Source organism: Schlesneria sp., from assembly GCF_036405755.1.
GTDB lineage: Bacteria > Planctomycetota > Planctomycetia > Planctomycetales > Planctomycetaceae > Schlesneria > Schlesneria sphaerica.
Genome location: NZ_DASWWZ010000529.1, coordinates 1 through 5,462 on the forward strand (window position 1 = coordinate 1; position 5,462 = coordinate 5,462).

A 5,462-nucleotide genomic window follows, 5' to 3' on the forward strand; every position below is an offset into this window, starting at 1 on the left:
TCTGGGACTTGTCAGGAACGCTCCGTATGGCTGATTTTTGGTCCGCCGGGAGTGTCCGTGGGGCGACGTTCATATGGCTGAGGCCCCATCCTCGATGAGTCCCCCAGACGCCCTATTACTTTGACAAGTGCCTGTAATGACCGATCACCCTTCCACTGAGCCGACTCGAACCCTGTTGCCCAAGCAGGGAGCGCTACTGGGGTTGGACTACGGTACCAAGCGGATGGGGGTGGCCGTTTCGAATTCCGATCAGACGGTCGCCGTCCCGGTCGAGACCTGGCTGGTTCGGCAGCCGGCGGCAAATTTGAAGTACATTCGGGAACTGATTCAGGAATACCGGGCGGTGGGCATTGTACTCGGTCTTCCTATCCGAACGAATGGAGAAGAAGGGACCGCTGCCGCAGAGGTCCGCGAATTCGGGACCTGGGTAGCCGCACAGACATCAATCCCTCTGGTCTACATTGACGAGCGATACTCGTCCGCCGAAGCCGAACTGTTGATCTGGATGCGGGGTGAATCGCCCTCTAAACGGAAGCAGCCTCTCGACAGTCTGGCGGCCAAGGTCATCTTGCAGTCTTATCTCGATGCTCCAGAACGAATCGTTCCCCCTCCGGCTCCTGGTACGGGCAGCAATCAGCCTGCAAGTTGAGCGCTCCAAATGTCGTCACAGCGACTTGAATGTTTCGCGTTGCAGAGGGGGCCCTCAGGTCGTGGACGAAGGGAAACGTCGGGGAAAGCCTCCGGAGCGAGCGAACCCTCCGGGGCGAGCGAACCCTCCGGGGCGAGCGAACTCAGTGGAGTCCGTTCCCGTCAGGGGATCCAGATCTGCGGTGTCCGCGGATCGGGCTGAGTTGTTCGTGGCAGTCGGCGGGCTTTCATACGGACGTACGGTGGGATGAACCTGCCCCGGTAGCCGAAATGTTCGACGGGAGCTTTGGGATCGGCCCGTCGTGGTTCCCGCAAATCTTCGATCACGAATCCCGAGCGACACAGCCCACCCACCAGCTCATCCCAGCGATGCAGATATTCGACAGCGCCCCGTTCACGGTAGGATGTATCTTCCGTCCGGGGAAGGGGGCCTTCATGATAGTATTCGATACCAATCACGAAGTGATTGCGTTCATTGCGATGAGTGATTTGTGCACTTGTTGGCTGTTTGTGCTGGCTGATGTAAACGCCTCCATCGCGGCAGACGCGGGCGATCTCGGAATAGACCCGTAAGAGATCGGGGACGTAGCATGTGCTGACCGGTTGGTGGACGATGTCAAAGGACTGGTCTTGCAGCATGGACAGGTCGTCCATCGACGCATGAATGGTTTTCACTGACAGCCTGCGGCGGGCGGCTTCGCGTTCATCAAGACTCAGCATCCCTTCGCTCAAGTCGACGACTGTGACACGGGCCCCTGCGGCAGCGTATAGAATCGACTGCCAGCCGCCCCCCGAGGCCAGGCACAGGACGTCCATTCCGGCGACACTCTTGGGCAGCCATCCACGGCCGTCCAGGGTCTTGATCGGATCCAGGCATTCTTCGTCAGTGGCCCGATGGGCAAACTGGCTTCCGTCCGACAGTCGATCCCAGGCCGCTCGATTCTGCCGACGATATTCTTCGTCGATCATGGGGTTCTCACACGGGTGACAGTACCAGCGACAACTCGTCGATTCGGGTAATGGACGAGCCCGGCTGGTCTCTATCGGCATCTATTTTTGAATGGGCAATGCCTGAAAAACAAATCCAGGTCCATCCGAGTTTTTTAACGGGAATTCACTGAGAATCCGACCTCGTACAAGGTCGCCACGCAGATCCCGGTAGATTCCCTGCAAGGCTGTCTCGTCAAAATGTTTGCTCGGATAACGCTGAATCAGGCAGGTGAGCAGAAGGATTTCCTGGGGTGGGTAAGTCTTTTCAGGAACTGTTTCAGGGGCAGGTTCAGTCGTCTTTTCTTCATGTTTGGCCTCAGTCGGCGAATCCTGCGGAGGTTTCTCCGAGGGGGGATTGTCGTCCTCGGTCGCGACGCTCGATGAAGTCGTTAACAGGACACCGGCACTCGTAGCCGCGAGCAGGCTTCCGGCGAACTGTCGGCGGTCAATGCGCGAAGAGTGTGACATAGAGGACCGCACATCACCATTGAGGTCGACTCGAACGACCGAGTCCATCACGAATGATCTGGGTTGTTGACGGCGCAAACACACTCTGCCAGCTTTGCGTGGAGTGCGACCAGATGTGACCAGTTTTCCCAGTCGCAGCGGAAAACCCGTTCCTGGGGATTGTCCAAAACCAGTTCTTCGGGAGAAGGGTTCTCAATTTCCTGAATGGAATTCCTGACAACACGGCCGATCTGCTCGTGAACATAAGACAGCAGGTCAGAGAGTTGAACTCGCTGCAGCGCGTCGAGCCGAATCGGAAGTTCCGGGCAGCCCTTTTGAAATGGCTCAACGGGTTCTTCCGGTGAGCGTGGCAACGGTGCGAAAAACTCGCAGTCGTCATCCTTGCTGTCGTCGTAGGTAATGCCGCTGCCCGCGTAAAACGTCTGGTCTGCACCACCGATCGGGGTTAGATCACTATCTTCCTGTTCCGACAGAAGCAGCAGACAGCGCCCGACAGCGATGATGTCACCCGGTTGCAGAACCCGCATCTGGACCGCATGGCCATTCACGCGTGTTCCATTCGTGCTGTCGAGGTCTGTCAGGATGACGCGACCGGAATGATCCTGCAGTTTTGCATGAAATCGGCTGATCCGGTCATCATTCAATTGGATGTTGTTTTCATCCTCACGACCGACCGAGATTGGCAGGGGCAAGCGAGAATAGACCCGCCCCTGTTCCATACCTTCGAGGACTCGAATTGTCACCCAAGTCATCGGACGATCCACATAGAGAATAAAGCCAAATGAGGAGGATCACTGAAGCCATGACAACCCATGATCAAAAAATTCACGCAAAAATGGTTTTAACACGCTGATTCTCCCGTCGTCAAGCGGCAGTGCCTGTCCTGAAATGGTGTCCTGGATCGTGTTCCCGAATCCTGCGGAGTGGGAATCCGTTCAGTCCCAAGCGATGTCACGTCGAGGAAGGGAGGGTGGATCGAGATTCAGGCCGCCGGCTCCATACAACTCCCGCTGTTCAAGTTGCGTCGTCTGGGAGCTGCTGGGGACTCGTTGCTGAAGATGTGAAGAGGTTCGTCTTGGTAGAATTCGACCGTCTGATCACATACAAGTTCCCGACTTCTGCCGAGCGATGTCCGTACGGTTGTGAGAAGGGGGAGTGGGGCCGGGAGGCCTGTTCATGCCCTTCAGCGAAGATGCCAGGGGTCACGAAGCCCAGATTCGCTGGACTTTGTACCATGTGAACGTTTTGCTGAGAATTGGCGTGGATCCCGGGGCAGTAAACGCCAGCACGCCGTCAATGTCGAATCGGTTGGTTCGTCGGTGTGATCATGATGGCCCTCGCCGAGCCTAGAGAAGTAATTTGAAAGAATACGTCCGGCCTGTGGCTGTCCTTGGGCTGGTTTTCAGTGGGGATTCCTCTCATGTCCGAAACTTTGTCAACCATGGAGCAACTGCGATGGAAGAAATTCCCGTTGCTCAATGATGGTTTCGTCTGCCTCGTCGACGTGATGGGTGACGACTCCGCTGTCGTACAGGCTGCGCGGGTCAGCTACGGCGCCGGCACGAAACGAGTTTCCGATGATCGTTCGCTGATTCGATATCTGCTGAGACATCGGCATACGACTCCGTTTGAAATGGCTGAAGTCAAGCTGCTGGTCCGCGTCCCCATGGACTGCTGGCGCCAGTGGATTCGGCATCGGATGGCCAACGTCAATGAGTACAGCACCCGTTATTCCGAAGCGATCGACTCGGCGCAGACCACCGATCCCTCGTCCTGGCGAGCCCAGGCGACTCAGAATCGGCAGGGGAGTGGTCAGTCTTTACCGATCGAGGTTGGGCAGCAATTGACAGAGGCGGAACGGCAACTTCAGGATCTGTCTCGCCAGACGTATGAAGACCGCTTGTCGGCAGGGGTGGCGCGTGAGCAAGCCCGTAAGGATCTGCCGCTGTCGACCTATACTGAAGCCTACTGGAAGGTCGATCTGCACAACCTGCTGCACTTTCTCGCGCTCCGAATGGACTCGCATGCTCAGCAGGAAATCCGGTTGTATGCGACGACCATCGGGCGCGAAATTATCCGCCCCCTGTTCCCGGTGGTCTGGGAAGCCTTCGAGGATTATCGCATCGGTGGATCATCGCTCAGTCGACTGGAACGAGAAGTGATCCAGCGACTCACGGCGCGTGGCGCAGCAACCAATTCGGCACCTCCCTATACTGAAGCAGACTTCATGAGTGTTCAGGACCCGACATGGGTTGACCTGGCCCGCTGTCGTGAACGAGATGAGTGTCGAAGCAAGCTGGTGGACTTGGGACTGCTGGCTCGGTTCGAACCCGCGGCGGCAAGTTAGCGCGGCAATGGACGGGAACTGGCCCGGAGGTTCCCCGCCAGTCGAGATTGACGCGAGTGTTACAGCTCACGGATGACACGGGTTGAACAGGTTGCGTGGTGGGTGAACAATGAATGCCCGCCCAGCGAGTTTGCCTGAATGAGTGAAATTGACTGCGGACGACGAAAGTGTTGAGGAATGACGCTGATCACGCTCGACTACGGGGCCTCGGAACGCTGGGAAAGCGAACTTCCTGATAACCGTATTTTGTATTCGGGGCTGGGGCCTGAACCGCTGGCCGATCCCGTTGGAGCGGCGAGAGAAAGCGTACGTCAGCCGATCGAGTTTCCCGCGCTGGAACTGGCTCTGGTCCCCGATGACCGCGTGACTATCGTGCTTGATCGCGGTGTCCCTTCCGGGGCTGAAATTATCAGTGGGATCTGGTCGTCGTTTGCCTCGGCCGGGATCAATCCCTCCAGTGTGCAGATTCTTCAGCCTGCATCAATGCTGAAGCGTAACCTGGCCGACCCGAGGCGACTGTTGCCGCCCGAAGTGCGAGATCAGGTGACGTGGAAAATCCACGATCCGACCGTGGCTGACTCCACCGGCTATCTGGCTTCCAGTGCGGCGGGCGAACGACTGTATCTGTCACGAGATGTTCTGGACGCCGATTTCGTGCTGCCGATCGGGCGCTTTGGCTTTGACGCGATGCTCGGCAGACGTGAACTGACCAGTGCTTTCTATCCTGGCTTGTCGACTCCGGACGCGTTTGCAAAGTCGCTCGGACAGGGGCACCAGGAACTCGGGCCGGACGATGAACGTCCCTTGCGGCAACTGGTCAATGAAATTGCCTGGCTGCTGGGGGTTCAGTTCGCCATTCAGGTGCTTCCTTCGCGAAGCCATGCGGGAATGTCCGCCATTCTGGCGGGAAGCACCGACCGGGTCGCAGAACAAGGCCGAAAGCTGCTGGACGAACATTGGCGCGTGACGCTCGATCAACGGGGCGAGACAGCACTGGTCGCTATCCCCG

General features: G+C 57.6%; 6 protein-coding genes. 3 read left to right on the forward strand and 3 right to left on the reverse strand.

From position 1 onward, the window contains the following. Positions 1-136: 136 nt before the first annotated feature. Complete coding sequence (ruvX, locus tag VGE80_RS17935; RefSeq protein ID WP_440593613.1) at positions 137-649, forward strand: Holliday junction resolvase RuvX; 513 nt, start codon at positions 137-139, stop codon at positions 647-649. A 161-nt stretch (positions 650-810) separates the two neighbouring features. Here ruvX and VGE80_RS17940 read toward each other — a convergent pair whose 3' ends face one another. The 3 genes from VGE80_RS17940 to VGE80_RS17950 all read right to left on the reverse strand — a co-directional run bounded on the left by VGE80_RS17940 (position 811) and on the right by VGE80_RS17950 (position 2,858). Beyond that, positions 811-1,617 (reverse strand): class I SAM-dependent methyltransferase, encoded by an 807-nt coding sequence (locus VGE80_RS17940; protein ID WP_440593614.1) that lies wholly within the window; start codon positions 1,615-1,617, stop codon positions 811-813. An 81-nt stretch (positions 1,618-1,698) separates the two neighbouring features. Continuing rightward, positions 1,699-2,106: a hypothetical protein gene (locus VGE80_RS17945; protein WP_440593615.1), complete on the reverse strand. Its 408-nt coding sequence runs from the start codon at positions 2,104-2,106 to the stop codon at positions 1,699-1,701. Positions 2,107-2,153: 47 nt separating this feature from the next. Next, positions 2,154-2,858: an FHA domain-containing protein gene (locus VGE80_RS17950; protein ID WP_373653329.1), complete on the reverse strand. Its 705-nt coding sequence runs from the start codon at positions 2,856-2,858 to the stop codon at positions 2,154-2,156. 668 nt (positions 2,859-3,526) lie between these two features. On the opposite strand from VGE80_RS17950, the gene thyX reads away from it, so the two are divergent. Then, positions 3,527-4,453 carry an FAD-dependent thymidylate synthase gene (thyX, locus tag VGE80_RS17955; RefSeq protein WP_440593616.1) on the forward strand — a complete coding sequence of 309 codons (927 nt, stop codon included), beginning with the start codon at positions 3,527-3,529 and terminating at the stop codon, positions 4,451-4,453. A gap of 177 nt (positions 4,454-4,630) precedes the next feature. Continuing rightward, positions 4,631-5,462, forward strand: an 832-nt coding sequence (locus VGE80_RS17960) for a lactate racemase domain-containing protein (protein WP_440593617.1), incomplete at its 3' end; no start/stop codon positions are given.